A 25,305-nucleotide genomic window follows, 5' to 3' on the forward strand; every position below is an offset into this window, starting at 1 on the left:
CCGCGCCCGCCGTGCAGGCCCCGCCGACCACCCCGGCCGCGGCGGTGGCCGCGGGCGAACCCGGTGCGGCCGCGGTCCGCAGCATGTGGACCACGGTGCGGGAGAAGGTGCGCGAACGCAGCCGCACCACCGAGGTGATGCTCGCCGGTGCGATCGTGCGTGCCGTCGAGGGCGACACCCTGATCCTGAGCCACGAATCGGCCCCGTTGGCTCGTAGGTTGTGCGAACAGCGCAACTCCGACGTGATCCGCGAAGCGCTCAAGGACGCGCTCGGGGTCAACTGGAAGGTCGTGTGCGAGGCCGGCGCCGCGCCTGCAGCGGCGCCCAGCAGGCCACAGCGCGCCCCGGCCGAGCCTCCGCCGCCCGAGGTCGACGACGAGGAGAGCATGCTGGCCGAGGCCGGCAATCACGATCCCGCCGCGCCGCGCCGCGACCCGGAAGAGGCGGCGCTGGAACTGCTGCAGAACGAGCTCGGCGCCCGCCGCATCGACGGTTAGCGCACCGGCGGCGGGCCCGTCAGGCGGCTTTCTTCTCCCGCAGGACCAGCATCGGAAGCACCACGGTCGCCACGGCCGTGACGAGCCAGACCACCACGGTCGCCGCGATCCAGGATCCGATGCCGCGAATGCTCAGCCCGTGGGACAGCAGCGATGCGAGCAGCAGCGCCACGAACGTGGACACCAGGCCGATGCCGCCGAGAAAGGCGGACGCGTAGCGGCTTGCCATCTTCAGGAAGAACGGCGACAGGATCGCCTGCGCCACCGTGAAGATCGCCACCGCGGTGAAGAAGCCCAGCACGGACAGCGACACCCCGGGCACCAGCCACCCGGCCACCAGCAACCCGATAGCAGAGGATCCCAGGAAGATCGCGACGCGCAGCAGAAATCGGATCACACGGGGAGCATAGGGGTTACGCAGCCCACCAGGGCCGTAATGGCAGGCCGCCGTCACCGCCGCGTTCGTCGAGCTTGACCGCGAGCACCTGATGCAGCTGAATGGCGTTCTGTTCGAAGCCCACCCGTGACGCGGCGATGTACACACCCCACACCTTGGCGGTCGGGAGGCCCACCTCGGCGACCGCGTCATCCCAGTGCTCGACCAGGTTGCGGCTCCAGTCCCGCAGTGTCATCGCGTAATGCATCCGTAGGTTCTCCTCGTGCACCACCTCGAGCCCGACGTCCTGGACCTCGGTGATGATCCGGCCCGACCCGGTCAGCTCCCCGTCGGGGAACACGTACCGGTCGATGAATCCTCCTGCGGTGGCGTGACTGCGGTTGTGGTGGCGGGTGATGCAGTGGTTGAGCAGCAGGCCGCCGGGGCGCAGCTTGGACTTCAGGAAACGGAAGTACGACGGGTAGTTCGCGACGCCGATGTGTTCGGTGAGACCGATCGAGGACACCGCGTCGAAGTGCGACTCGAGCACGTCGCGGTAGTCGCCGTGGCGGACCTCGGCGAGGTCACCGAGCCCGTCGCGCTCGATGGCGGCACGCGCCCACTGTGCCTGCTCCCGCGACAGAGTCACCCCGACGGCTTTGACGCCGTGCCGCGCGGCGTAGCGCACCATTCCGCCCCAGCCGCAGCCGACGTCGAGCAGTCGATCACCCGGCTTGAGCCGCAGCTTCTCGAAGACCAGGCGGTACTTGTTCTCCTGCGCCTCCTCCAGGGTGGCGTCCGGGTGCGGGTAGCACGCGCAGGTGTAGGTCATCGACGGGCCGAGCACCCATTCGTAGAAGGTGTTCGAGACGTCGTAATGGTGGTGGATCGCATCGGCATCACGGGTCTTGCTGTGCCGCAGACCTTCTGCGATCCGCCGCCAGCGTGGCAGCGCCTCCTGGGGCGGCGGCGCGATCGGCTTGAGGTGCTCGATCCCGATCGAGCGCACCACGTTGGCCAGCACCCGCGCCGGCGGCCGCTTGTACTCCAGCCGCTCCGTCAGCGCGTTGAGCAGGTCGTAGGGATCGCCCGGATGCACACCGGCCAGCCGCAGGTCGCCCGCGACATAGGCGCGCGCCAGGCCGAGATCGCCGGGAGCGGTTGCGAGATAAGTGGTTCCGCGCGGCGACAGAAGGTCCAGGCCGAGGGTGGCATCCTCGGGTCCGGCGCTGCTGCCGTCATAGGCGGTGAACTTCAGCGGCCTGCGGCCCCCGGCGAAGATCTCCAGGACTTCGGCCAGGGTGAGCTTGCGATCACCGGGCAGGGCCGGATCGTTCGCGCCGGTGTGGGACCTGGTCCGAAAAGTGGTCATTGCCTCCGCACCGCCTTCGCATACAGATCGAGGAAACGGGAGTCTGGGTCATAGGTCTTCTTCACTGTCTTGTATATCTCCCCTCCGTACAGCGAATCGAACTCCTCCGGCGAGTAGAACGCATCGGAGTACAGCGATTTGTGACCCTCGAGCTCGCTCACCCTGCGTTCGATCAACTTGTTGGTGTGCCCCTCCTCGGGGCCGACCGGCACCGAGGACCAGAAGCCCACGTTGACGTAGGTGCGGTGCGGCCGGATCGGGTACAGCGGCCAGTCCCGGTCGCCGCGCAAGCGCAACGGGCACAACCAGATCGGTTCGATGGGCACGTTGTCGAGGAACCACTGCAGAAACTCGACCGTCCGCTCGATCGGGACCTCGATGTCCTGGACCACCCGCTCGCGCGGCGGCCGCCCGTGCCGCTTCTCGATGCGATCGGCGATGCCGTAACGCTGGTCGTAGCCGATCAGCTTCCAGTAGACGCTGCTGCGCCGGTAGCGGCGCGGCCACCAGCGGCGGATGCGCGGATTCTGCGCGCCGAATGCCCTTGAGCACCAGAACCAGTCGGTGTCCCAGCGCCACAGGTAGTCGTGGGTGGTGAGCCGGTCGTGCTTCTCGGCGCCGTCGTCGGGCGAGTCATGCTGGATCGAGCGGTAGAAGATGTCCTGGCCGGTGTAGTCGCTGACCGGTCCCGGCGTGGCCGAGCGCTGCCCGACACACAGGTAACTCTCGCCTGCGCTGAACACCACGCCGTCGAGGTAGTCCACGGTTTCGCCGTTCCAGCCGCCGGTTTCGGCGATGCGCTCCATCGCGTCCAGCAGGCCCGACAGCGAGTGGAACCGGACATGGCGCAATCTCACGTATGGCTGGACAGGCTCCAGCTCGATCGTGAGGCGGACCGAATACCCGAGCGTGCCATAGGAATTCGGGAACGCCCGGAAGAGGTCGGGATTCTCGTCGGGGGAGGCGCGCACGACGTCGCCGGTGCCGGTCAGAATGTCCATCTCCAGCACCGACTCGTGGGGCAGGCCGTTGCGGAACGACGCCGACTCGATCCCGAGGCCGGTCACCGCCCCGCCCAGCGTGATCGTCTTGAGCTGCGGCACGACCAGCGGCGACAACCCGTGCGGCAGCGTCGCGGCGACCAGGTCCTCGTAGGTACACATACCGGCCACGTCCGCGGTGCCCGCGTCCGGGTCGACGGCGATGACGTGCGTCAGCCCCGAGGTGTCCAGTCCTTTGGCGCTGTTCTTCGCCCGCGCGCGGAACAGGTTGGACGTGGGTTTGGCGAGTCGGACTGTGGCATCAGGCGGGATCGCGCGGTAACTGGTCAACAACCGCTGCACGCCGTCGGCGTGAGCGGCCCGTGCGTCATTCGAGGCAACAGGCACAGATATACGCTAGACCGAGGTCGTCACCGATGCGACCGCACTGAACTTCTGTGATCCCAACTGACAAGGAGTTAGCACTGATGGGACAGGTCAGCGCGTCAAGCACGGTCCTGATCGACGCCGATCCGGCGACGGTGCTGGGCGCCGTCGCAGACTACGAGGCCATGCGGCCCAAGATCCTCTCCGAGCACTACAGCGGTTACCGGGTGCTCGAAGGGGGGCAGGGTGCGGGCACCGTGGCCGAGTGGAAACTTCAGGCCACCAAGTCCCGCTCGCGCACGGTCAAGGCCGACGTCGACGTCGCGGGCCGCACTGTCATCGAGAAGGACGCCAACTCGTCCATGGTGACGAACTGGACCGTCGCCCCCGCCGGGCCCGGGTCCTCGGTCACGCTCAAGACGTCCTGGCAGGGCGCGGGCGGGGTCGGCGGGTTCTTCGAGAAGCTGTTCGCCCCGATCGGGCTGCGCAGGATCCAGGCCGAGGTGCTCGGCAACCTCAAGCGTGAGGTCGAGGGCACCCTCGGTGTCGAGGGCGCCCAGGGCTGAGCCCGCCCGTCAGCGCTGGGTGCTCAGGAACGCCACGATGCCGCGCACGACGGCGTCGGCGTAGCGCTGCCGTCCCTCCGGAGACTTCATCAGCGCCGAGTCGACCGGGTTCTTCATGTTGCCCAGCTCCACGAGGATGGACGGGAACTGCGCGAGGTTGAGTCCGGCGATGTCGGCGCGCGGATTCAGGCCCTGCTGGCCGATGTAGGTGGCGGGCGGGATGCCGGAGCCGGCGAGGTGGTCGCGCATCACCTTCGCGAACTGCACCGACGGGCCCGCCTGCGCGGCGTTCAACGGCGGTGACGAGTAGAGGACGTGGAAGCCGCGCCCGGTGGGCGGGCCGCCGTCGGCGTGGATGGAGACCACCGCGTTCGGGCTCAGCGCGTTGGCCATCGCGGCACGCTGGTCGACGCACGGGCCGAGTCCGGTGTCGTCGCCGCGGGACATCGCGGTGCGCACCCCGAGGGCGTGCAGCGCCTGCCGGATTCGCAGCGTGGTATCCCAGGCGAACGTGTGCTCGGCGAACCCGTCCTCGGTGGAGGTGCCGCTGGCCTGGCAGTCCTTCGTCCCACCGCGGCCGGTGGGCACCTGCCTGCTGATCGAGGCGTCGTTGGAACCGTTGTGGCCAGGGTCGAGGAACACGATCTTGCCCGCGACGTTGGTGGGGGCGGCCTGGGCAGGGGCGGCGGGCAGGGTGGCGACGAGCATCGCGGCCACCGCGGCGGCCCCGACACGCAGGATTGCAGGCACGGGCACGGCGACACGGTAGCCCCGGTGCCGACTACGCTGAAAGTCCGAAGTGCCGCTTGTGGACGAGCGCAACCAAGTCGATACCGATACGCAATCTGCACACCGAACACGTACGAAGAGGAACCAGTCATGCAGCCCGGTGGCCAACCCGACATGTCAGCCCTTCTCGCCCAGGCCCAGCAGGTGCAGCAGCAGCTGATGGAAGCGCAGGAGGCGCTCGCCGCTGCCGAGGTACAGGGCCAGGCCGGTGGCGGGCTGGTGCAGGTCACCATGCGCGGCAGCGGCGAGGTGGTCGCGGTGCGCATCGACCCCAAGGTCGTCGACCCCTCCGATGTGGAGACACTGCAGGACCTCGTCGTGGGCGCCATCGCCGACGCCGCCAAGCAGGTCACCATGCTGGCCCACGACAGGCTGGGTCCGTTGGCCGGCGGTATGGGCGGCCTCGGCTTGCCGGGGATGTGACTTCTTGTTCGAAGGACCGGTCCAGGATCTGATCGACGAGCTGGGCAAACTGCCCGGTATCGGGCCCAAGAGCGCCCAGCGGATCGCGTTTCACCTGCTGTCGGTGGAACCTCCCGACATCGATCGACTGACCGCGGTGCTGAACCGGGTCCGCGACGGCGTGACGTTCTGCGCGGTCTGCGGAAACGTCAGCGACGAGGAGCGCTGCCGGATCTGCGGCGACTCACGCCGGGACGCGTCGCTGATCTGCGTCGTCGAGGAACCCAAGGATGTCCAGGCCGTCGAGCGCACCCGGGAGTTCCGGGGCCGTTACCACGTGCTCGGCGGCGCGCTGGACCCGTTGTCGGGCATCGGGCCCGATCAGCTGCGCATCCGCGAACTGCTCAACAGGATCGGTGAACGGGTGGACGGCGTCGAGGTGGCCGAGGTCATCATCGCCACCGATCCGAACACCGAGGGCGAGGCGACCGCCACGTACCTGGTGCGGATGCTGCGCGATATCCCGGGGCTGAGCGTGACGCGGATCGCGTCGGGGCTGCCGATGGGCGGTGACCTGGAGTTCGCCGACGAGCTGACGCTGGGTCGGGCGCTGGCCGGCCGCCGCGCGATGGCCTGATTCGGGGCGCGCCCCAGTCCCAGTCCCACGCGTCACAGGTATCTGCGAATTGCAGGGGTCTTCTCGCACTTTCGCTGAGAAAAGCGGATAGCTGTGGCTGGTGAGGTTGGCTGTCTCGGGGTGGCGGGGCTGGTGGTCCCACCCGTCACAGGTATCTGCGAATTGCAGGGGTCTTCTCGCACTTTCGCTGAGAAAAGCGGATAGCTGGGACTGGTGAGGTTCGGCAACGGTTCGGTGCCGGGCGTTGTCGGTGGGACTTGGCACGATGCCCGGCATGGGCGAAGTCATCCTGGGTGGGGAAGCCGTCAGAGCCGGTGTGGTGACCCGGCACGAGCTCGCACGCTGGTACACCCCGCTGTACCGCGGAGTCTTCGTCCGCAAGGGCGTCGAGGTCTCGTTGCGCGACCGAGCGGTCGGGGCGTGGCTGACGACTGGGCGCAAAGGGGTGATCGCTGGTCTGGCCGCGGCCGCGCTGCACGGAGCGCCGTGGATCGACACCGACATTCCGATCGAGGTGGCCGGCGTGAAGAGCCGCCCGCAACCGGGCCTGACCACCCGCACCGACACGCTCGCCGACGACGAGATCGTCCGCCGCGCAGGGCTTCCCGTCACGTCGCGGATCAGGACGGCCTTCGATCTCGGGCGTCTGCTGGAGCGCCGGCAGGCGCTGGCCCGGCTGGATGCGCTGATGTGGAACCAGGAGTTCTCGCGCGACGCCGTCGCCGAGCTGGCCGACCGGCGGCCACGGGCGCGCGGGGTCGCGCAGTTGCGTGACCTGCTGCCGCTGGTCGACGGTGGTGCCGCCTCGCCCCAGGAGAGCATGCTGCGACTGTGGTTGCTGGACTGTGGATTTCCCCGTCCGGAGACGCAGATCCCGGTCCTGGACGGATCGCGGCCAGTGGCGTTCCTGGACATGGGCTGGCGGGAGTACGGGGTCGCGGTCGAGTACGACGGCGATCACCACCGCACGAAGCGCGCGCAGTACGTCAAGGACATCGCGCGGCTGCGGATGCTCGAAGAACTCGACTGGATCGTGATCCGCGTGATCGCCGAGGATCGGCCGTCGCAGTGGCTGGCCAGAACCGAGGCGGCACTGAGAAGTCGCGGTTGTCAGCTCGACGCGACCGACATACAGAGGTTCGTCAGGACGCTGGCCGCCTGAGGAGTCTCACACCCGCCGTGGGGCTGCCAGGCGTTCCCGACGCAACTGATTGACCTCCGGAAGGTCAAGCGACGCAAGCGGTCCGACTACCTTGGCGAGCAGGTGGTCGGCCAGCTCGGGGTTGCGGGCCAGGCAGCAGCCGTGCAGGTAGGTGGCGACGATGCTGCCCTGCACGGCTCCGTCGAAGCCGTCACCGGCCCGGTTGCCGGCGCCCTTGGTCACCGACCCGAGCGGCCGCGCCGCGGCACCCAGAACCGTTCCGCCGCGGTGGTTCTCGAACCCGGTCAGCGAATCGGTGAGCCCGTCGATCAGCGGCGTCGCGGCCACCTCGCCGATCGTGCGTTCGGTCTGTGGTGACGTGGTCACGTCCAGTACACCCACCCCCTCGACGCGTTCCCCCGCCGAGGTCTCGTACCAGTGGCCCAGCACCTGGATCGCCGCGCAGATCGCCAGCACCGGTGCGCCGCGCGAAACTGCCTGCTGGAGACCGGGATAACGAATCAGATGCTTGGTGGCCAGCCGCTGCGCGTAGTCCTCGGCGCCACCGAGGGTGTAGAGGTCCAGCTCGGCGGGCACCGGATCGTCCAGCGTGATCTCGACGATCTCGGCGGCGATTCCCCGCAGCCGCAGCCGTTGTCGCAGCACCACCGAGTTGCCGCCGTCGCCGTAGGTGCCCATCACGTCGGGCAGCACCAGCCCGATCCGGACCGCGGACTCGCTCACTTCGGCAACCGCCTGTTCAGTTGCAGGAACGCGGTGTAGTTCGCGAGCACCTCGACGTGCCCGGGCGGGCACGACGCGATCGCGGCCAGCGTGTTGTGCACCAGCGTGTGTTCCACCCCGGCGTACCCCAATCGCACGGCGAGGTCGGTGCCGCGCTCGCCGGCGGCCACCACAGGCACCGAATCGAAATGCTCGAAGCGCACGTCCCACAGCCACGACAGGTCCTCGCCGTCGGGGACCTGACCGTTGACCGCGATGACGACTCCTGCGGCGTCCCGGTCCACCATCGACAGCGCCTCCTGCCAGCCCGCCGGATTCTTCGCCAGCAGGATCCGGGCGGTGTGCGCGCCGATCTGCACCGTGCGGTAGCGGCCCGCGACCTCCTCGACCGCGGACACCGCGGCCACCGCGGCGGCCGGGTCCGCGCCGAGGGTCACCGCGGCGGCGACGGCCTGGGTCGCGTTGCCGCGGTTCACGGTACCCGGCAGCGTCAGCGACATCGGCAGCGACAACCCGTCGGGCCCGTGAACATGGGTGTCGTCGAACCACCAGTCGGGGTCGGGGCGTTTGAAGTCACATCCGGTCGAGTACCAGTCGGTCCCCTGCCGGACGATGATCTCGCCGGAGCGCGGGCAGCTGACCGAGTCGCTGGCCCAGCCGCTGCCTGCGGCCACCCACACCACCCGCGGGCTGTCGTAGGCCGCGGACGTCATCAGCACGTCGTCGCAGTTGGCCACGACCACCGTCGACGGATGCCGGGCCAGGCCGGCTCGCAGCGTGCGTTCGATGTGGTTGATCTCACCGACCCGGTCGAGCTGATCGCGCGACAGATTGAGCAATATGGTCACCGCGGCCGGCACTGCATCCAAGACGTGCGGGACGTGCATCTCGTCCACTTCGAGCGCGGCCAGCGGGGCGTCGGGGGCCGCGGCGAGCGCGGCGACGAGCCCGGCATCCATGTTGGCGCCCTCGGCGTTGGTGGCCACCGGGCCGACCGTGGCCAGCGCGGCAGCCGTCATCCGCGTGGTCGTCGACTTGCCATTCGTGCCGGTCACGACGACAGTGCGCCGTCCCCGTCCCAACTGGCCGAGGATCGACTTGTCCAGCGTCATCGCGACCAGACCGCCGATCATCGCGCCGGCGCCGCGGCCGGTGACGCGGGACGCCCAGCGTGCGCTCGCTCCGGCGGCGAGCGCGATACGTCCGCGTGGGGTGATGACCATCCCCGGCAGTTTAGAAGAGCCGCCGACACGCGGGGTGATGGAGCAGGGCTTGTCAGGGCCGCATGCCATCCTCGGAGGGTGAGTTCAACCGCCGGAAGTCGCTGGGGTAGACCCGCCGACGAGGTCGGCGCGGGCTGGGCCGTGGTCGATGTCGAGACCTCAGGTTTCCGCCCGGGACAGGCGCGCATCGTCAGCGTCGCGGCACTGGCGCTCAGCGACGACGGCAACGTCGAGAAGAGCCTCTACAGCCTCCTCGATCCCGGTGTCGACCCCGGCCCGACCCACGTGCACGGGCTGACCGCCGAGATGCTCGCCGGCCAGCCCACCTTCGGCGATGTCGTCGGTGATCTGTGCGAGCTGTTGCGGGGGCGCACGCTGGTCGCCCACAACGTCGGATTCGACTACTCGTTCCTGACCGCCGAGGCCGAGATGGTGCACGCCGAGCTACCCGTGGACACCGTGATGTGCACCGTCGAGCTGGCCCGCCGGCTTCAGCTCGGGCTGGACAACCTGCGGCTGGAGACGCTGGCCGCGCACTGGGGCGTCACCCAGATGAACCCTCATGACGCGCTCGACGACGCGATGGTGCTGGCCCAGATCCTCAAGCCCGTGCTGGTGCGCGCCCAGGAGCGGCGCAAGTGGCTCCCGGTGCATCCGGTCGGGCGGCGCACCTGGCCCAACGGCCGGGTCACCCACGACGAGTTCCGTCCGCTCAAGGCACTCGCGGCGCGGATGCCGTGCGCCTACGCCAACCCGGGCCGCTTCTCGCCGGACCGTCCGCTGGTGCAGGGCATGAGGATCGCACTGTCGGCCGAGGTCGGCCACACCCATGAGGAACTCGTCGAGCGGATTCTGCACGCGGGCCTCGCCTACACCGAGGCCGTCGACACGCACACCTCGCTGGTGGTCTGCGACGACCCCGCCCCCGAACAGGGCAAGGGCTACCAGGCCGGCGAGCTCGCCGTCCCGCTGCTGGGCAGTGCCGACTTCGTCGCGCGACTGGACGCGGTGATCGGCGGCGCGACGATCGAGGAGTTCACCGAACCACCGCCGGCCGGGGACCAGTTCAGCCTGTTCTGAGGCCGTTGTGCCGGGCCCGCCACCGGCGCGGCGACTCGCCGTGCGCCCGGCGGAACACGCGGGTGAAGTAGCCGGGGTCGACGATGCCGACCCGTCGCGCGACCTCCTGGACGCCGAGGTCGGTGCTCGCCAGCAGCGAGCGCGCCTCGGCCATCCGGCGTTCGGTGATCCAGTCGCCCACCGTGCGTCCGGTCCGGCGGCGCACCACAGTCGTCAGGTGGCCCGGGGACATCCCGCACTCGCGGGCCACGTCGCGCAGTGACACCTGCTGGTCGATGCGCTGCTCGATGACCTCGAACACCTTGGCCAACAACGGCTCTCCGCCGCGCTTCAGGTCGCCGACGACATCGTCGGCCAACCGGGCCAGATCGATCAGCAGCACCGTCAGGTGCGCCAGTGCGGCCTGCCGGTACCCGTCGCGGCGCTCGGTGAGTTCGGTGTCGATCGCCGCGACGGTGGACTCCCAGAACGCGCGGCGGTGCGCGGGGACGGTCAGGCGCAGCACGCCGTCGTGTCCGGTGTGCAGGAACGGAAACAGCAGCGGGTGGGCCCGCCAGGCCGGCCACGGCGCACGGGCGCTCCCACCGAGGGCGGCGGGGTCGAAGAACAGCGCGACCGCGCCGGCCGGGTCACCGAGCAGGTCGGGGTCCACCGTGGCGCCCGCGGCGACGACGTCGACTGCACCGGCCGCGCCGTGATGGACCAGGACCGGGAAATCGTGGATGTGTCGGCCGAGCCGCACCGGCGTGGTCCGGTCGAACCGGATCAGCGACACAGGAGGGGCGGCCGACTCGCTCGGGTACGCATAGATCGGCACTCCGTCGCGGCGGCCTGCGAATCGGGACATCTCGCCCATCAACCAAAGATAGTCCCGGTGTGGCCGATGATCACACCACATTCCTTGCTGCCGAACAGCAACGATGAACATCATGACGAAGAATCATCCGAAGTCGGTGACCCGGACGTGGGGCAACGCGCACGACTATCTTCCGGCAGCCGGCCGTGACTTCCTGCTGCCCGGCTATGACGTGATGGTCCGGGTGCTCGGGATGGGGCCGGTGTACGACGAGCTGATCGGCCAGGCCGAACTCCGCGACGCCCTCGACATCCTTGAGATCGGCTGCGGCACCGGCAATCTCACCCACCGAGCAGCGCAGGCGGCGCCGGCGGCCAGGGTGACCGGCACGGACCCCGACCCGCGGGCGCTCACCAGGGCCCGGCGTAAAGGCGGCGGGCGGATCCGATGGGAGCACGCCTACGCCCAGCGACTGCCGTTCCCTGACTGCGCCTTCGACCGGGTGCTGTCGTCGATGATGCTGCACCACCTCGAGGACGAGGCGAAAGCCGCGGCGCTGAGCGAGGTTTTCCGGGTGCTTCGGCCCGGTGGCCGTCTTCACGTCGTCGACGTGGGCGGGAGCGGCCACCCGGGCGGCGTCCTGACCAGGGTGACCGGACACGATCACGGGAGCGCTGCCACCGGCCTGCCGGAACAGATGCGCGAGGCCGGCTTCGACTGCCGGGTGCTCGGCACGCGGCGTCTGCGGCTGGCCGGACCCGTCACCTTCTACCGGGCCACCAGGCTCAGGTGAGCGCCTTGGCCTTCAGCGATTCGAACTCGCGCTGGTCGATGGCCCCGGCGTCCAACAGCGCCTTGGCGTCGGCGATCTCCTGTGCGGGACTTCGTCCGGCGGCCTGGCGGATGTACGCGTCGGTCTGCTGTTTGGCCTCCAGCGCCTGCTCACGGGCCCGCTCGGCCATACCCTTACCGCGCGCGATCAGGTAGACCAGCGCGGTCAGGTACGGGAACACGATCAGGAAGACGACCCAGAGCGCCTTCACCCAGCCCGAGGTCGTGTGGTCACGCCAGAACAGGTCGACGAGGATGTTGAACAAAATCATCAGGTAGGCGATGAACGCGAAAATCACCAGCAGTGACCAGAAGTAATCCCAGAACGAATCCCACATGGCGCGCTCCTCTCGGCCGATGCACGCAGATCTGCGCAATCGTCAGTCAAGCACCTCGGCAGCACCCAGATCAGGGTCCAAAGACCCTTGACGTGTACTTCCGCGTGAGGCTCCGGCTCACTCTCCGTTGGTGGTGAGCCGGCGCAGCTGCGCGGTGGCCACCGACAGCACCGCCAGATCCGGGTTCTCCGTGTGCCGGAAGTCGTGCAGGGTGCGGCGGGCCCGCTCGATCCGGGGCCGGTTGTGCGATTCGAACTCCTCGACGATGTCGACGTTGTCGGTATGCGGGCCGACCAGGCGGTACACGTCGAGCGCCAGCTCGCGCAGGGACCGGTAGAGGTCCTCACGTAACGCCAACCGCGCCAGGGCGTTCCACCGTCCGTCCCGTGGCAGCTCCGAGACCGCCAGCAGCAGGGTGTCGACACCGAGATGCGCGGACAACTCGAAGTAGATGTGCGCGAGCCTGGTCGCATCCTCGTTGTGCGCGCACGCCATGTCATTGATGTCCAGAAGACTGTAGGCGTAGAGCGATTCACCGATCCTGCAGGCGACGTCGATCGGCACCCCCTGCGCGACGTACCCCTCCTGGATCGCGAGGGCGGTGGCGCGTTCGCTGCCGCGGAGCATCTCGCTGAGTTTGCCGCGCAGCGTCGTCACCGCCTGGAAGCGGGCCACCTCGTCCTCGATCGCCAGAGGCTGCGGCCTGTTGGACAGGAACCAGCGGGCCGCACGGTCGAGTAGTCGCCTGCCTTCGATGACCAGTTCGTCGGTCAGCGCCGGGGACAGGCGCGCGGCGTGGATGTCGTGCCACAGCGCGTCGAGTTCGAAGACCTCCGACGCGATGGCATGCGCGCGCACGACCTCGGCGCTGGTGGCACCGGTCTCCTCGGCGAGCCGGAACGCGAACGTCAAGCCCGAGGTGGCCAGCACGTGGTTGGTCACCGCGGTGGCGATGATCTCCCGCCGCAACGGGTGCTCGGTCAGTTGTGCACCCATCCGCCGGCGCAACGTGGCCGGGAAGTAACGGTGCAATGCGGCGGTGAAATAGGGATCGTCGAATCCTTCACAGTCCAGCAGGTCGGCTTTGAGGGCGAGTTTGGTCTGCGCCATCAACGTCGCGAGCTGCGGCCTGGTCAGCCCGTCTCCGCATTTGATCAGGTCGGCGAATTCTGCTGCGCTGGGCAGGTGTTCGCGCTCGCGGTGGAGTCCGCGGTCGCGCTCCAGGGCGGACGTCATCCGGGCGTGCACCGAGACCATCTGGGCGGCGTTGCGGCGGGCGTCGCGCAGCAGACGGTTGTGCGCGAGATTGTTGGCCAGGACGTGCGCGGCGACCTCGTCGGTCATCTCGGCCAGCAGTGCGTTACGGGTGGAGTCCGGATGGCGGCCCGCGAGGAGGATCTTCAGGTTGACCTCGTGGTCCGAGCAGTCCACGCCCGCCGCATTGTCGATGGCATCGGTGTTGAGGTGCCCACCGCGACGGGCGAATTCGATGCGGCCGCGCGGGGACACCCCGAGGTTGCCGCCCTCGACGATGACCCGGGCGCGGACGTCGCGGGCGTCGACTCGTACGCCGTCGTTGACCTTGTCGCCGACGTCGGCGTGCTGCTCGTCAGCGGCTTTGATGTAGGTGCCGATCCCGCCGTTGAACAGCAGATCGACTGGCGCGCAGAGAATATGGGCGATGAGCTCGTTCGGGGTGATCCCCGCCGGCGCGTCGTCCATACCCAGAGCGCGGCGCATCTGCGCGGAGACCGGGATCGTCTTGGCGGTGCGCGGCCAGACGCCACCGCCGGTGCTGATCACCGCGTGGTCGTAGTCGGCCCAGGTCGAGCGCGGCAGAGCGAACAGGCGCTCGCGTTCGCGCCGGGCGGGCTCGGCCGCCGGATCCGGGTCGACGAAGATGTGGCGGTGGTCGAACGCGGCGACCAGTCTGATGCCGCGCCGCAGCAGCATGCCGTTGCCGAACACGTCGCCGCTCATGTCTCCGATACCCACCACGCGGAATTCGTCTCGGGCGGAGTCGATTCCGAGCTCCTCAAGGTGGCAATCGCCGCTGACCCAGGCGCCGCGGGCGGTGATGCCCATGGCCTTGTGGTCGTAACCGGCAGACCCGCCGGAGGCGAATGCGTCGCCCAGCCAGTACCCGCGGTCGAGCGCGACCGCGTTGGCCAGGTCGGAGAACGTGGCGGTGCCCTTGTCCGCCGCCACCACCAGGTACGGATCCGCCCCGTCGTGGCACACCACCCCTTCGGGTGCGGGATCGGTGTCGCCGGCGGCGTTGTCGACGACGTCGAGCAGAGCGGACACGAACTGCTTGTAGCAGCGCATGCCGTCGGTGCGCGATGGGGACGGTGACTTCACGACGAAGACGCCCTTGGCGCCGGCGGGCACGATCATCGCGTTCTTCACCGCCTGGGCCTTGACCAGTCCGAGGACTTCGGTGCGGTAGTCGTCGTGACGGTCGGACCAGCGCAGGCCACCGCGGGCCACCAGGCCGTAGCGCAGGTGCAGGCCTTCGAATTCCGGTGAGTAGACGAAGATCTCGGACAGCGGCCGAGGGTGGGGCAGCTCGTCGATGTGTGGTGCGTCCAGCTTGTGCACCAGGTAGGGGGCGTTGGGGCCCAGCGTCTCGGGGGCGAACGCATTGGTGCGTACGGTCGAGTTCACCAGGTTGCGGTACGTGCGCAGGATGCGGTCGGCGTCGATGTGCAACAACCGGTCGATCTCGGTGGTGAGCCGCTCGTCGGCGGCGGCGATGCCGGCTGCCCGGGCCGAGCTGCGACCGGCGGCGACACCGCCGCCGAACCGGGCCTCGAACAACGCCATCACCGCCGTGGTGGCCTCGGGATGGTCCAGCAGCACCTGCTGAATTCGGTTCTGCCCGTATGGCAGTGGCAGCTGTCGCAGGTATCGGCTGTAGCTCCGCAGGACCGCGACCTGGCGCCAGTCGAGCCCGGCGGTGGGGATCAGCACGTTGAACCGGTCGGCCTCGGCGCGGCCGGACCAGATCGCGCGGAACGTCTCGCAGATCTGGTCGTCGGCCTGCGCCCAGTCCTGGGCGAACCCCCGCGCCCCGGCGGTGTCCGGGTCCAGGAAGAGTTCATAGAGGTGGCACAGCGTTCCGTCGGGGCGCGCCCAGGTGGTGGTGTGCTCGTTGATGACCTCGAGGTCCATGCTCTGCAGCGCGGGCAGCATCCGGCGCAGCGGCACCGGCTGAGCCGACGCCAGAACGAACCGCAGCGGACTGTGTGACTCGGGTGGCTCGGGATTCTCGTGGCGCACACCCACGACGATCGCGACACCTGCCAACGAGTTCAGCCCTTCGGCGTTGAAGAACGAAACTGGGGACGACACCGATTCCTCCTGCTCAGGCCACGCTGCCCGTTATCGGGCAGCGTGGCTATGAGTCTGGAGGGTGCACACGCCTCATTGGTCGAGCACTACGTCAACAGACCGGACATACCGGTGACACTGTGTAACGGCGCAGCGTTACTGGCGGGCCGCCCGGTTGACGGCGGAGACCACGGCACGCAGGGATGCGGTGGTGATCGACGTCGCGATGCCGACACCCCACACGATCTTGCCGTCGATCTCGGCCTCGACGTAGGCCGCCGCCTGGGCTTCCTCGCCCGCCGACATCGCGTGCTCGGAGTAGTCCAGCACGTTGACCCGAATGCCCAGCGCGCCTAACGCATCACAGAACGCGGCCAGCGGACCGTTGCCGGCGCCGACGATCTCGCGTTCCTCGCCGTTGATCTTGACCACTGCGGTGATGCTGTCGGTGCCGCCGTCGACCTCGGCCGCGTCCACCTTCTGCCGCATCCGCTCCAGCGGGGTCACCGGCGCCAGGTACTCCTCGTGGAACGCGTCCCACATCTCCTTGGGCGACACCTCGCCGCCCTCGCCGTCGGTGATTTTCTGAATGGCCTGGCTGAACTCGATCTGCAGCCGCCTCGGCAGCGCCAGACCGTGGTCGGCCTTCATGATGTAGGCGACGCCGCCCTTGCCCGACTGCGAGTTCACCCGGATCACGGCCTCGTAGGTGCGGCCGACGTCCTTCGGGTCGATCGGCAGGTACGGCACCTGCCACAGGATGTCGTCGACATCCGAATCTGCTTCGTCCGCCGCGACTTTCATCGCGTCCAGGCCCTTGTTGATGGCGTCCTGATGGCTGCCGGAGAACGCGGTGTAGACCAGATCGCCACCGTAGGGGTGCCGTTCGTGCACCGGCAGCTGGTTGCAGTACTCGACGGTGCGGCGGATCTCGTCGATGTTGGAGAAGTCGATCTGCGGGTCCACGCCGCGGGAGAACAGGTTCAGCCCCAACGTCACCAGGCACACGTTGCCGGTGCGCTCGCCGTTGCCGAACAGGCAGCCCTCGATGCGGTCCGCGCCCGCGGCGTAGCCCAGTTCGGCTGCGGCGACGGCGGTTCCGCGGTCGTTGTGTGGGTGCAGGCTCAGGATGATCGAGTCCCGCGGGGACAGATGCCGGTGCATCCACTCGATCGAGTCGGCGTAGACGTTCGGGGTGGCCATCTCCACGGTGGCCGGCAGGTTGATGATCAGCGGCGCCTCGGGTGTCGGGGCGATCACCTCGGCCACGGCGTTGCACACCTCGACGGCGTACTCCAGTTCGGTGCCGGTGTAGGACTCGGGGGAGTACTCGAAGCGCCACAGCGTGTCCGGGTACTTCGCGGCCTCCTCGACGCACATCCGCGCGCCGTCGGTGGCGATCTTCTTCACCGCGTCGCGGTCGGCGCGGAACACCACGCGGCGCTGCAGGATCGAGGTCGAGTTGTAGAAGTGCACGATCGCGCGGGGCGCGCCCTCACAGGCCTTGAAGGTGCGCTCGATCAGCTCGGGGCGGCACTGGGTCAGCACCTGGATGGTGACGTCGTCGGGGATAGCACCGTCTTCGATGATCTCGCGGACGAAGTCGAAGTCGGTCTGGCTTGCCGACGGGAAGCCGACCTCGATCTCCTTGTAGCCCATCCGCACCAGCAGGTCGAACATGCGGCGCTTGCGGGCCGGGCTCATCGGGTCGATCAGCGCCTGGTTGCCGTCGCGCAGGTCCACCGCCGCCCACAGGGGCGCGGTGGTGATGACCTTGTCGGGCCAGGTGCGGTCGGGCAGCCGGATCGGCTCGACCTCGTCGTCGAAACTGCGGTAGCGATCAACCGGCATCGAGGAGCCACGCTGGGTGTTCCAGGAGGGCTGGCCGGGATGGGGTGCACCGGCGGGGGTGCTGATGGTGCGTACCGAGCTGAAGGCATCGGTGCTCGGGTTGAAGTTCTCAGTCATTTCGGTGCTCCGGGTTTATGGGGGATATCAGACCGGCGCATCGCGAAACACCCGCGACGGGAGGCCGGTCTGGATCAGACCCCGTCGCGGCGTCCGAGAAGGAGCACCCGCTGCACGCGAGCCACTGTACTCCGCATGGTCCACGGGCCAAAACGCGAGTTCGTCACATCCGAGAGTGCGCAGAGATCGCGTCCAGCACCCGTGACGCGACCTGAGCGCACTCTCGGTGAGAGGAGCGCGTCACACCTGGGCGTCGGGGAACGCGATCACCGACAGGAAGCGGATCGGGACCTCGACCAGGTCGACCGGGCCGTGGGCGCCCTCGCCGTCGATCTGCAGCGAGTCGCCGGGGTGCAGCCGGTACACCGACCGGCTGTGGCTGTAGTCCATGACGCCTTCGAGCATGTAGATGAACTCGGTGCCGGGGTGCTGGAACAGCGGATAGGTCTGGCTCTTCTCCGACAGCGTCACCTCGAGGCATTCCAGCCGCTTGTGCTCGCCGCGCAGTGAACCGAGCAGCTGGTACTCGTGGCCCTCACGGGTGCCCTCCCGCACGATGCGCGCACCGGTGCCCGCCTTGACGAACGCAGCCGGGCGTTCGACGTCGGCGCCGCGGAACAGGCTGGTCACCGGCACATCGAAGCCCTTGGCCAGCAGTGCGAGGGTGGACAGGCTGCACGAGGTCTGGGCGTTCTCGATCTTGCTCATCATGGCCTTGGAGATGCCGACCCGCGCGGCGGTCTCGGCGACGGTCAGGCCCTGCTGTTGGCGCAGCAGTCGCACATTGCGGCCGATCGCTGATTCGATCTCCAGCTCCTCGACCGGCGCCGCAGGGTCGCGGTCCCGGGCGGTGCCCGAGGTGTTGCGCAGCAGCGGGCCGTGGTCGGCCGAATCTTCTGGGAGGGCCACGGTCTCTGTCTAGCGCATCTGTCCGGCGCCGACGTAGGGGTAGGGGGTCTTGAGCGGATCGCCCTCGGCGAACCGGGACCACCGGAAGTCCGCGGCCGGGATGCGGGAGTCGCTGCTGTGGCCGTCGACGACGAGGTCGGCGACCAGCCGGCCGACCGCCGGGCAGATCTTGAAACCGTGCCCGCTGAAGCCGGCCGCGACGATCAGCCCGTCCAGCGGCGCGGCGGAGATGATCGGGTTCCAGTCCGGGGTGACGTCGTAGCAGCCGGCGTAGCTGCCGCGGATCGCCGCGTCGGGGAAGCCGGGGAAGCGGGCGCCGACCTTCTCGACGGTCACGTCGACGAAGTCGTCGGTGGCCCGGTTCAGGTAGTCGTCCGGGTCCGCCGGCTCGATCGCGTCGTACCCGGGCAGGTCGCTGTTGCCGAACAGGATCTCCCCGCCGACCTCGGGCCGCACGTACTGCAGCGACACCAGATCGGAGAACACCGGCACCGGGCCGGTCGGGACGCCGGGGTCGATCATCACGATCTGTTCGCGGATCACCTTGATCGGCACGTCCAGGCCGTACGGCGCGAGGAACGGGCGGGTCCAGGCGCCGGTGGCGACGACGACGGTGCCGGCCGAGATCTCTGCGCCGTCGGCCGTGCGCACCCCGGTCACCCGGTCGCCGTCGACGAGCAGTTGCGTCACCGTGGTGCCCTGCCGCACCCGCACCCCGGCCGCGCGCGCCGACGTGGCGAACGCCTGCGCGGTCTGATACGCGTCGCCGTACCCGCCGCGGCGCTCCCAGCCGAACGCCGCGAACGGCGTCAGGTCGGCGAACGGCCACAGCTTCGCGACCTCGCTCTTGTCCATCTCCTCGGTGTCCACCCCGACGGCCCGTTGGGCGGCAAGGCTTTTGCGGAGCGCGTCGACGTTCTGCTCGCCGACGCCGACGACGTAGCCGGTCTGGCGGAACCCGATGTCGAGCGCCGGGTCGCCGAGAAGTTCCGGCGCGTTCTCGAACACTTCGAGGCCGTCGGCGGCCATCGCGGCCAGTGAACTCACCCCGTAGTGGCACCGGATGATGCCGCTGGACTTGCCGGTCATCCCGGACCCGACCGTGTTCCGTTCGGCCACAACGACATCGGTGACGCCACGGCGGCTCAGTGCCCACGCCGCGGCCGCACCTTCCAGCCCGCCGCCGACGATGACGACATCGGCGGTCGCATCCGTCACCAGCTGCCGCCTCGACCCGGGATCCAGTCCGTGCCCGCCAGCGGAATCCTGGCCATCGCCGCGGCCTCGATGCTGACCGCGACCAGGTCGTCGGGCTCCAGGTGGCAGACATGGGACTTGCCGCAGGCACGGGCGATGGTCTGGGCCTCCATCGTCAGCACCCGCAGGTAGTTGGCCAGCCGGTGCCCGCCGGCGACCGGGTCGAAGCGCGCCGCCAGCTCCGGGTCCTGGGTGCTGATCCCCGCGGGATCCCTGCCGTCCTGGAAGTCGTCGAAGAACCCCGCTGCGCTGCCCAGCTTCTCGTACTCGGCGGCGTAACGCGGATGGTTGTCGCCGAGCGCGATCAGCGCCGCGGTGCCGATCGCGACCGCGTCGGCGCCCAACGCCAGCGCCTTGGCCACATCCGCGCCGTTGCGGATGCCACCGGACACGATCAACTGCACTCCTTTTCTTCCCGTCGCTCCGCTCGCCCCGGTCCGGTGAACGCCCAGTTCTTGCAAGGCCTGCACCGCCTGCGGGATCGCGGCCAGCGTCGGGATCCCCACGTGCTCGATGAACACCTCCTGGGTGGCCGCCGTACCGCCCTGCATGCCGTCGACCACCACGACATCGGCGCCGGCGTGCACGGCGAGCTTGACGTCGTAGTAGGTGCGGGTGGCGCCGACCTTCACATAGATCGGCTTTTCCCAGTCGGTGATCTCGCGCAGCTCGTTGATCTTGATGGTCAGATCGTCGGGCCCGGTCCAGTCGGGATGGCGGCACGCCGAGCGCTGGTCGATGCCCTGCGGCAGGGTGCGCATCCCGGCGACACGCTCGGAGATTTTCTGTCCCAGCAGCATTCCGCCGCCACCGGGTTTGGCGCCCTGCCCGAGCACCACTTCGATGGCGTCGGCCTTGCGCAGGTCGTCCGGGTTCATCCCGTACCGCGACGGCAGGTACTGGTAGACCAGGTACTTGCTCTGCCCGCGTTCCTCCGGGGTCATGCCGCCGTCACCGGTCGTGGTCGACGTGCCGACCTCGCTGGCCCCGCGGCCCAGTGCCTCCTTGGCCGGGCCGGACAGCGCGCCGAAGCTCATCCCGGCGATGGTGACCGGGATATCCAGGTGCAGAGGATGTTTGGCGAATCGGTCGCCGAGCACCACGTCGGTGGCGCAGCGTTCCCTGTAGCCCTCCAGGGGATAGCGCGACATCGACGCGCCGAGGAACAGCAGGTCGTCGAAGTGGGGGAGTGGCCGCTTGGCACCCCAGCCGCGGATGTCGTAGATGCCGGTGTCGGCGGCCCGCTGGATCGCCGCGATGGTGGCCCGGTCGAAGGTCGCCGATTCGCGCAGGCCCAGCCGCGCGCGGTCGTCAGGACTGTTGCTCATCAGTAGGCACCCGCATTGTCGACGTGGAAGTGATACAGCGATCGGGCCGACCCGTACCGGGTGTAGGCGGTGGTGTCGTCGCCCTCGAATCCCGCTGCCTTGAGCAGCATCGCGAGCTCTTCGTGGTGCTCGTCGCGCATCGGCTTGGCGATGCAGTCCGCACCGAGGGACGCGACGTCGCCGCGCACGTACAGCCGCGACTCATAGATGGAGTCGCCGAGCGCCTCGCCCGCGTCGCCGCGCACGACCAGCCGCCCGGCCTGGGCCATGAACGCGCTCATGTGCCCGACGTCGCCGCCGACGACGATGTCGACGCCCTTCATCGAGATGCCGCACCGAGCGGCGGCGTTGCCCTCGATCACCAGCAGCCCGCCGTGCGCGGTGGCCCCCGCCGACTGTGACGCATCGCCTTTGACCCACACCGAGCCGCTCATCATGTTCTCGGCCACCCCGGTTCCGGCGTTGCCGTCGATGATCACGTCGGCGTGCTGGTTCATGCCCGCGGCGTAGTAGCCGACGTGGCCGTCGACGGTGACGGTGACCGGCGCGTCGAGTCCGACAGCGACGTTGTGTGCCCCGGCCGGATACTCGATGCGGAAGTCGCCGGTCAGGTGCGGCGCGTGCAGTGCGGTGTTGACCTCGCGCAGCGGAGTCGTCCGCAGATCGAACGTCACCGGATCGGTCACCTGCTCCATGCGTACACCACCTCGGGTTCGGGTTCCCAGATCCGCGCCTGCTCGACGCCGGGAAGTGCTGCCAGCGCGCGGTATTCGCTGCCCATTGCGACCCAGTCGGCGGTCTCGGCGATCACCGCGGGCTTGCACGCGATCGCGTCGCGCACCACCGCGAACGAGTCGCGGTTGGAGACCAGCAGCGTGTAGAAGCCGTCGAAGGTGGCGCAGAGTTCCTTCAGCGCGCTCTCGACGTCGCGGCCCTCTGCCAGCAGCCGGGCGATGAAGCGGGCGCCCACCTCGGTGTCGTTCTCGCTGTCGAATGTGACGCCCGCGGCGCGCAGTTCGCGGCGGATGGTGGCGTGGTTGGCGAACGATCCGTTGTGCACCATGCACTGGCCGGGGCCGACCGCGTACGGGTGGCAGCCGGCCGGCGTCACCGCCGACTCGGTGGCCATCCGGGTGTGCCCGACGCCCTGCCAGCCCTGGGCTTTCGCGAGTTCCCAGCCCGCGGTGAGGTCACGCGGGTGTCCGACGCCCTTGAGTACCGCGACGTCCGGGCCGAACCCGGCGACCAGCGCGTCGGGGTAGGCCGAGCGCACCGCCGTCAGCAGGACCTCGGAGGCGACGTCCGCGGACAGCACGTGGCTGCCCCCGACGGCGACGCCCGCGACGTCACTTCCCAGTGCGGCGGCCACTGCCGCGGCGACCTGGTCGGCGTCCTCGGCGCGGCCGGTGCCGAGGTCGGCCACCGACACGCAGCCGGCCCCGGCCGGCGACCAGGCGGGGTTGCCGTAGACCGCGACCCCGGCCGAGTCGCTGCCGCGATCACCCATCTCGCAGAGCATCCCGGTCAGCAGTTCGCCGAGCCGGGGATAGAGCTCGGGCGTCCGCAGATGCAACCCGACGATCCCGCACATGGCGCAATCCCTTTCGTGTGGAGGTGGATTCGGCTCAGAAGGCCGTGAGGTACTGGTCGAGCTCCCACGCGCTGACCGAGCTGTGGTAAGCGAAGAACTCCTCGCGTTTGACGCGCGCGAAGTACTCCGCGACCCCGGGGCCTGCGGTGTCGAGCACGCCGGTCACCAGGGGGTCGGTCTCGAAATCCTCGATCGCGTGCAGCAGGGTGGGCGGAAGCGTCCTGGTGCTGACGCCCTGCCCGACGGCGCCGGGGTCGGTGCTGCGTTTGATGCCGTCGATTCCCGCGCCGAGCGCGGCGGCGATCGCCAGATAGGGGTTGGCCGAGCCGTCCCCGCCGCGCATCTCGATTCGGTCGGAGTCCGGGACGCGGATGTAGTGGGTGCGGTCGTTGCCGCCGTAGGTGGGCAGCCGGGGCGCCCAGGACGCCCCCGAGGACGTCGACACCGCGCCGGTGCGCTTGTAGGAGTTCACCGTCGGGGCGACCACGGCCTGCAGCGCGCAGGCATGTTCGAGGATGCCGCCGATGAACCCGTAGGCGGTGTCGGACAGGCCGAGGCCCCGGCTGTCCTCCTCGGCGGGAAACACCGGGGTGCCCCCGCTGGTCAGCGACAGGTGGAAGTGCAGGCCGCTGCCGGTCTTGTCGCCGAACGGTTTCGGCATGAAGGTGGCGATCATGCCGCGCTCGGCGGCGATCATCGACAGCAGGTAGCGCAGCGTGATCACCCGGTCGGCGGTGGTCAACGCGTCGGCGAACTCGAAGTTCTGCTCGAACTGGCCGTTGCCGTCCTCGTGGTCGTTGGCGTAGTTGGACCAGCCCAGCTGATTCATCGCGGTCGACACCGCGGTCAGGTGGTCGTACATGCGGGTGACGCCGCGGGCGTCGTAGCAGGGCTGGGCGGCGGTGTCGGCGGTGTCGGCGACCGCGATGCCGCCATCGGCGTTGCGGGACAACAGGAAATACTCGACCTCGGCCCCCACCCACGGCTCGAACCCGGCGTCCGAGCAGCGCTGGATCAGGGACTTGAGGATGACCCGCGGCGCATACGGCCACGGTTGTCCGTTGACGTGCGGGTCGCAGTGCACGAGCGCCAGGCCGTCCTTGACGAACGGGATCGGGGTGAACGACTCCGGATCGGGGATGGCCATCAGGTCCGGGTCCTTGGGTTCCTGGCCCATCGCGCCGACCGCATAGCCGGCGAAGCCGACGCCGTCGGTCGCCAGCAGGTCGACGGCCTCGACCGGCACCAGCTTGGCGCACGGCTTGCCACGCAGGTCGACGAACAACGCGAGGATGAACTTGGTGCCGGATTGCTCGGCCAGAGTTGCCAGGTCAGAAGCCATTTCCCGTCCTTGTCTCTTGATGTGAATCAAAGTATCACGCAGGGAAACCCACCGCACGGCGAGCGGCCGGTGCAGGCGCGTACACCTGCACCGGCCGGCCCCTCGGTCAGGCAGGCTGAATTTCGTAGGACGCCTCGCGGTGGAACGCCGCGTCGATGCCCTTCTCCTCGTCGTCGGGCGAAATGCGAATGCCGACAGTCTTTTTCAGTACGAAGGCGATCGCGAACGCGACGGCGAACGAGTACGCCATCACCGCGGCCGCGGCGACCGCCTGCTTGCCCAGCTGATCGATGCCGCCGCCGTAGAACAGGCCGTTGGTGGCGTTCGGCATGGTCTCGCTGGCGAGCAGCCCGATCAGCAGCGTGCCGATGATCCCGCCGACCAGGTGCACGCCGACGACGTCGAGCGAGTCGTCGTAGCCGAAGCGCTCTTTGAGGCCGACCGCGTACACGCAGACCGCGCCGGCGACGGCGCCGAGGATGATCGCGCCGACCGGGGTGACCGCGCCGCAGGCCGGGGTGATCGCCACCAGACCGGTGATCGCCCCGGAGGCCGCCCCTACCCCGGTCACGTGCCCGTCCTTGAACCGCTCCACGGCGATCCAGGCCAGCGTCGCGGCGCATGTCGCGACGAACGTCGTCACCATCACGATCGCCGCCGAGTTGCCCGCCGACAACGCGGAGCCGCCGTTGAACGCATACCAGCCGGCCCACAGCAGCCCGGCGCCGAGCAGGGTCAGCGGCACGTTGTGCGGCTTGCGCAGCTGGCCGAAGTTCCGCGACTTGCCCAGCACGATCGCCACCGCGAGCGCGGCGGCGCCGGCGTTGATGTGCACCGCGGTGCCGCCGGCGAAGTCCAGTGCGCCCAGCCGGTTGGCGATCCAGCCGCCGACCGAGTCCTCGGTGACCACGCCGTCGAACGCGAACACCCAGTGCGCGACCGGGAAGTAGACGAGCACCGCCCACAGCGCCGCGAACCCCATCCACGCGCCGAACTTCATCCGGTCGGCGACCGCCCCGGAGATCAGCGCGACGGTGATCGCGGCGAACAACGCCTGGAACAGTGAGAACAGGCTGACCGGCAGCCCGGCCACGGTCGTCATGGGTTCGGTCAGGTTCGTCATCCCGGCGAACTCGGTGAAGCTGCCGACGAAGCCGCCGTAGCTCGTGCCGAATGTCATCGAGAAGCCGAACAGCACCCACAGCACGCCCACCAGGGCTGCGGCGCCGAACGTCATCATCATCATGTTGGTCGAGCTCTTCACCGACACCATGCCGCCGTAGAACAACGCGAGGCCGGGGATCATCAGCGTGAGGCCGATGATGCAGCAGAGCATGAACGCGGTCGTCCCGGTATCCATAGACGTCCTCCTGCGAGTGTGCGGCTCCTGCGTGGAGCCGATCACTGACAGTTACTGC

General features: G+C 69.0%; 23 protein-coding genes and 1 pseudogene. 7 read left to right on the forward strand and 17 right to left on the reverse strand.

What is annotated here, in order from left to right:
- Window positions 1–497, forward strand: a pseudogene (locus MVA01S_RS07300) (DNA polymerase III subunit gamma/tau); the annotation flags it as partial.
- 19 nt (window positions 498–516) lie between these two features.
- On the opposite strand, the gene MVA01S_RS07305 reads toward MVA01S_RS07300, so the two are convergent.
- From MVA01S_RS07305 to MVA01S_RS07315, 3 genes are read right to left on the reverse strand one after another with little or no spacing between them, the layout of a single operon-like run.
- Entirely contained in the window at window positions 517–894 is a 378-nt protein-coding gene (locus tag MVA01S_RS07305; protein WP_003931814.1) for a phage holin family protein, read from the reverse strand.
- 16 nt (window positions 895–910) lie between these two features.
- Window positions 911–2,245, reverse strand: coding sequence for a class I SAM-dependent methyltransferase (locus MVA01S_RS07310; protein WP_003931815.1), 1,335 nt, complete (start codon window positions 2,243–2,245; stop codon window positions 911–913).
- Window positions 2,242–3,633 carry an FAD-binding oxidoreductase gene (locus MVA01S_RS07315; protein ID WP_003931816.1) on the reverse strand — a complete coding sequence of 464 codons (1,392 nt, stop codon included), beginning with the start codon at window positions 3,631–3,633 and terminating at the stop codon, window positions 2,242–2,244. The genes MVA01S_RS07310 and MVA01S_RS07315 overlap by 4 nt, the downstream gene beginning before the upstream one ends.
- An 80-nt stretch (window positions 3,634–3,713) precedes the next feature.
- On the opposite strand from MVA01S_RS07315, the gene MVA01S_RS07320 reads away from it, so the two are divergent.
- Window positions 3,714–4,178 (forward strand): SRPBCC family protein, encoded by a 465-nt coding sequence (locus tag MVA01S_RS07320; protein ID WP_003931817.1) that lies wholly within the window; start codon window positions 3,714–3,716, stop codon window positions 4,176–4,178.
- A 9-nt stretch (window positions 4,179–4,187) separates the two neighbouring features.
- Here MVA01S_RS07320 and MVA01S_RS07325 read toward each other — a convergent pair whose 3' ends face one another.
- Window positions 4,188–4,928 carry an Rv3717 family N-acetylmuramoyl-L-alanine amidase gene (locus tag MVA01S_RS07325; protein WP_040542071.1) on the reverse strand — a complete coding sequence of 247 codons (741 nt, stop codon included), beginning with the start codon at window positions 4,926–4,928 and terminating at the stop codon, window positions 4,188–4,190.
- A gap of 129 nt (window positions 4,929–5,057) precedes the next feature.
- Between MVA01S_RS07325 and MVA01S_RS07330 the strand changes: the two genes are divergently transcribed.
- The 3 genes from MVA01S_RS07330 (at window position 5,058) to MVA01S_RS07340 (ending at window position 7,168) form a co-directional block, all read left to right on the forward strand.
- Complete coding sequence (locus MVA01S_RS07330; RefSeq protein WP_003931819.1) at window positions 5,058–5,390, forward strand: YbaB/EbfC family nucleoid-associated protein; 333 nt, start codon at window positions 5,058–5,060, stop codon at window positions 5,388–5,390.
- 4 nt (window positions 5,391–5,394) lie between these two features.
- The gene (recR, locus tag MVA01S_RS07335; protein WP_003931820.1) at window positions 5,395–6,006 is read left to right on the forward strand and encodes a recombination mediator RecR; all 612 of its coding nucleotides are present in this window, start codon (window positions 5,395–5,397) and stop codon (window positions 6,004–6,006) included.
- A 274-nt stretch (window positions 6,007–6,280) separates the two neighbouring features.
- The gene (locus MVA01S_RS07340) at window positions 6,281–7,168 is read left to right on the forward strand and encodes a type IV toxin-antitoxin system AbiEi family antitoxin (RefSeq protein WP_003931821.1); all 888 of its coding nucleotides are present in this window, start codon (window positions 6,281–6,283) and stop codon (window positions 7,166–7,168) included.
- A gap of 6 nt (window positions 7,169–7,174) precedes the next feature.
- Here the strand turns inward: MVA01S_RS07340 and MVA01S_RS07345 are convergent, their stop codons facing one another.
- Together MVA01S_RS07345 and MVA01S_RS07350 are read right to left on the reverse strand one after the other, a co-directional pair.
- Window positions 7,175–7,891, reverse strand: coding sequence for a type 1 glutamine amidotransferase (locus MVA01S_RS07345; RefSeq protein ID WP_003931822.1), 717 nt, complete (start codon window positions 7,889–7,891; stop codon window positions 7,175–7,177).
- A complete protein-coding gene (locus tag MVA01S_RS07350) occupies window positions 7,888–9,114 on the reverse strand; it encodes a DUF1727 domain-containing protein (protein ID WP_003931823.1) in 1,227 nt (408 codons plus the stop codon). Before MVA01S_RS07350 ends, MVA01S_RS07345 begins: the two co-directional genes overlap by 4 nt.
- 78 nt (window positions 9,115–9,192) lie before the next feature.
- Here MVA01S_RS07350 and MVA01S_RS07355 point away from each other — a divergent pair, with 78 nt between their 5' ends.
- Entirely contained in the window at window positions 9,193–10,194 is a 1,002-nt protein-coding gene (locus MVA01S_RS07355) for a DEDDh family exonuclease (protein ID WP_040542026.1), read from the forward strand.
- On the opposite strand, the gene MVA01S_RS07360 is transcribed toward MVA01S_RS07355, so the two are convergent.
- Window positions 10,181–11,050 carry a helix-turn-helix transcriptional regulator gene (locus MVA01S_RS07360; RefSeq protein ID WP_003931825.1) on the reverse strand — a complete coding sequence of 290 codons (870 nt, stop codon included), beginning with the start codon at window positions 11,048–11,050 and terminating at the stop codon, window positions 10,181–10,183. The two genes, MVA01S_RS07355 and MVA01S_RS07360, sit on opposite strands and share 14 nt — an antisense overlap.
- Window positions 11,051–11,123: 73 nt before the next feature.
- Here MVA01S_RS07360 and MVA01S_RS07365 point away from each other — a divergent pair, with 73 nt between their 5' ends.
- Complete coding sequence (locus tag MVA01S_RS07365) at window positions 11,124–11,783, forward strand: class I SAM-dependent methyltransferase (protein WP_040542073.1); 660 nt, start codon at window positions 11,124–11,126, stop codon at window positions 11,781–11,783.
- Here MVA01S_RS07365 and MVA01S_RS07370 read toward each other — a convergent pair.
- The 10 genes from MVA01S_RS07370 to MVA01S_RS07415 form a co-directional block, all read right to left on the reverse strand.
- Window positions 11,776–12,159, reverse strand: a complete 384-nt coding sequence (locus tag MVA01S_RS07370; RefSeq protein WP_003931827.1) for an SHOCT domain-containing protein — start codon at window positions 12,157–12,159, stop codon at window positions 11,776–11,778. The two genes, MVA01S_RS07365 and MVA01S_RS07370, sit on opposite strands and share 8 nt — an antisense overlap.
- 117 nt (window positions 12,160–12,276) lie before the next feature.
- A complete protein-coding gene (locus tag MVA01S_RS07375; RefSeq protein WP_003931828.1) occupies window positions 12,277–15,513 on the reverse strand; it encodes an NAD-glutamate dehydrogenase domain-containing protein in 3,237 nt (1,078 codons plus the stop codon).
- A 135-nt stretch (window positions 15,514–15,648) separates the two neighbouring features.
- A complete protein-coding gene (gene leuA / locus MVA01S_RS07380) occupies window positions 15,649–17,460 on the reverse strand; it encodes a 2-isopropylmalate synthase (protein ID WP_060941565.1) in 1,812 nt (603 codons plus the stop codon).
- A 240-nt stretch (window positions 17,461–17,700) separates the two neighbouring features.
- A complete protein-coding gene (locus MVA01S_RS07385; RefSeq protein ID WP_003931831.1) occupies window positions 17,701–18,369 on the reverse strand; it encodes a helix-turn-helix domain-containing protein in 669 nt (222 codons plus the stop codon).
- A 9-nt stretch (window positions 18,370–18,378) separates the two neighbouring features.
- On the reverse strand, window positions 18,379–19,587 hold the full coding sequence (locus MVA01S_RS07390; RefSeq protein WP_003931832.1) for an NAD(P)/FAD-dependent oxidoreductase: 1,209 nt from the start codon (window positions 19,585–19,587) through the stop codon (window positions 18,379–18,381).
- On the reverse strand, window positions 19,584–20,954 hold the full coding sequence (locus tag MVA01S_RS07395) for an FMN-binding glutamate synthase family protein (protein ID WP_003931833.1): 1,371 nt from the start codon (window positions 20,952–20,954) through the stop codon (window positions 19,584–19,586). The genes MVA01S_RS07390 and MVA01S_RS07395 overlap by 4 nt, the downstream gene beginning before the upstream one ends.
- Complete coding sequence (locus MVA01S_RS07400; protein WP_003931834.1) at window positions 20,954–21,649, reverse strand: GltB/FmdC/FwdC-like GXGXG domain-containing protein; 696 nt, start codon at window positions 21,647–21,649, stop codon at window positions 20,954–20,956. The genes MVA01S_RS07395 and MVA01S_RS07400 overlap by 1 nt, the downstream gene beginning before the upstream one ends.
- Window positions 21,637–22,545, reverse strand: a complete 909-nt coding sequence (locus tag MVA01S_RS07405) for a class II glutamine amidotransferase domain-containing protein (protein ID WP_003931835.1) — start codon at window positions 22,543–22,545, stop codon at window positions 21,637–21,639. Before MVA01S_RS07405 ends, MVA01S_RS07400 begins: the two co-directional genes overlap by 13 nt.
- 34 nt (window positions 22,546–22,579) lie before the next feature.
- Entirely contained in the window at window positions 22,580–23,887 is a 1,308-nt protein-coding gene (glnT, locus tag MVA01S_RS07410; protein WP_003931836.1) for a type III glutamate--ammonia ligase, read from the reverse strand.
- 106 nt (window positions 23,888–23,993) lie between these two features.
- Window positions 23,994–25,247: an ammonium transporter gene (locus MVA01S_RS07415; RefSeq protein WP_003931837.1), complete on the reverse strand. Its 1,254-nt coding sequence runs from the start codon at window positions 25,245–25,247 to the stop codon at window positions 23,994–23,996.
- Window positions 25,248–25,305 lie beyond the last annotated feature (58 nt).

The sequence above is a fragment of the Mycolicibacterium vaccae NBRC 14118 = CIP 105934 genome, from assembly GCF_001552715.1.
In the GTDB taxonomy this organism is placed as follows: Bacteria; Actinomycetota; Actinomycetes; order Mycobacteriales; family Mycobacteriaceae; genus Mycobacterium; species Mycobacterium vaccae.